Origin of the sequence: Corallococcus sp. Z5C101001, from assembly GCF_007352635.1 — a bacterium.
In the GTDB taxonomy this organism is placed as follows: domain Bacteria; phylum Myxococcota; class Myxococcia; order Myxococcales; family Myxococcaceae; genus Corallococcus; species Corallococcus silvisoli.
Genome location: NZ_VKLU01000054.1, coordinates 1 through 1,657, shown reverse-complemented (window position 1 = coordinate 1,657; position 1,657 = coordinate 1). Strand labels below are relative to the sequence as shown.

Here is a 1,657-nt window from a genome sequence, read left to right as displayed (position 1 = left end):
CCAGCACCATCACCACGCCCGGCACCATGTACTCCGGCAGCCCCTGCCTCAGCTGGGCCTTCAGCTCCTCCCCCTCCAGCCCCTCTCCCTCCTTCGCCACCACATACGCCACCAGCCTCTTCTCCCCTCCCTCCCCCTTCGCCACCACCACCGCGTCCTTCACCTTCTCCACGCGGCGCAGCGCCGACTCCACCTCCCCCAACTCGATTCGGAAGCCCCTCACCTTCACCTGGAAGTCCACTCGCCCCAGGTACTCCAGCACTCCGTCCCCCCGGTACCTCACCCTGTCCCCCGTCCGGTACATCCGGCTCCCTGCCGGGCCGTGCACCTCCGGGAGGAACTTCTCCGCCGTCAGCTCCGGCCTCAGCAGGTACCCACGTGCCTGCCCCTCTCCCGCCAGGTACAACTCCCCCGCCACTCCCACCGGCACCGGCTCCAGGTACCTGTCCAACACGTACGCGCGCGTATTCGTCAGCGGCCGTCCGATGTTCGGCACCTCCCCCCGCCCCACCAGCGACCACGTCGAATACGTCGTGTCCTCCGACGGGCCGTACAGGTTGTACAGCTTGCTCACCGTCCCAACGCCGTACACCGCCTTCGCCAGCGTCTCCGGCAGCGCTTCTCCCGCCAGGTTCACCACTCGCACCGTCTCCGGCACCGCACCCAGCCTCACCAGCTGCGCCATCGCCGACGGCACCGTGTTGACGAGCGTCACCTCCGCCTCTGGCTTCTCTTCCGCCAGCTGCAGCGCGTTCCTCACCACCACCACCCTCCCTCCCCTCACCAACGGCCCGAAGAGCTCGAAGACGGAGAGGTCGAAGTTCAGGCTCGTCGCCGCCAGCACTCCCTTCATCTCCTCTTCCTCGAATCTCTCCTGGGCCCACCCCAGGAACGCCACCGCGTTCCTGTGTGTCACCGCCACTCCCTTCGGCCTCCCCGTGCTTCCCGACGTGTAGATGAGGTACGCCACGTTCTCCGCGCGCACCTGTGACGTCACCGGGCAGCAGGACTCCTCCGCCCACTCCTCCTCGCGGTCCAGGCACACCGCCTGCGCGCTGAAGGCTGGCAACGACTCCAGCAGGTGCGAGTGCGCCACCAGCGCCGGGCCCTGCGCGTCCTCTAGCAGCCACCCCAACCGCTCCTTCGGGTAGCTCGAATCCAGCGGCACGTACGCCCCGCCCGCCTTCAGAATCCCCAGCGTCCCCACCACCACGTCCGCCGTGCGCTCCACGCACAGCCCCACCCTCACCTCCGGGCCCACTCCCAGCTTCCTCAGCCGGTTCGCCAGTTGGTTCGCCCTCGCCTCCACCTCCCGGTACGTCAGCCGCTGCTTCCCGCTCACCACCGCCACCGCATCCGGCGTCCGCTTCGCTTGCGCCTCGAAGAGCTGTGGAATCGTCGCGTCTCTCGCGTACTCCTCCTGCGTCTGGTTCCACTCCACCAGCACCTGATGACGCTCCGCCTCCGTCAGCAGCGGCAGCCGGCCCACTGCCTCCTCCGGCTTCGCCACCGCCCCTTCCAGCAGCACTCGCAGGTGCTCCACCATCCGGCGCACCGTCGCCGCATCGAACAGGTCGGTGCTGTACTCCACCGCCCCGCTCAACCCCTGCGCCGTCTCCGTGAAGAACACGCTCACGTCGAACTTCGACGTCCGGCC

General features: G+C 68.6%; 1 protein-coding gene. It reads right to left on the bottom strand.

Translation table 11 applies throughout. The features are described from left to right. On the bottom strand, window positions 1–1,657 hold a 1,657-nt coding region (locus FOF48_RS36160; protein ID WP_143909560.1), incomplete at both ends, for an amino acid adenylation domain-containing protein.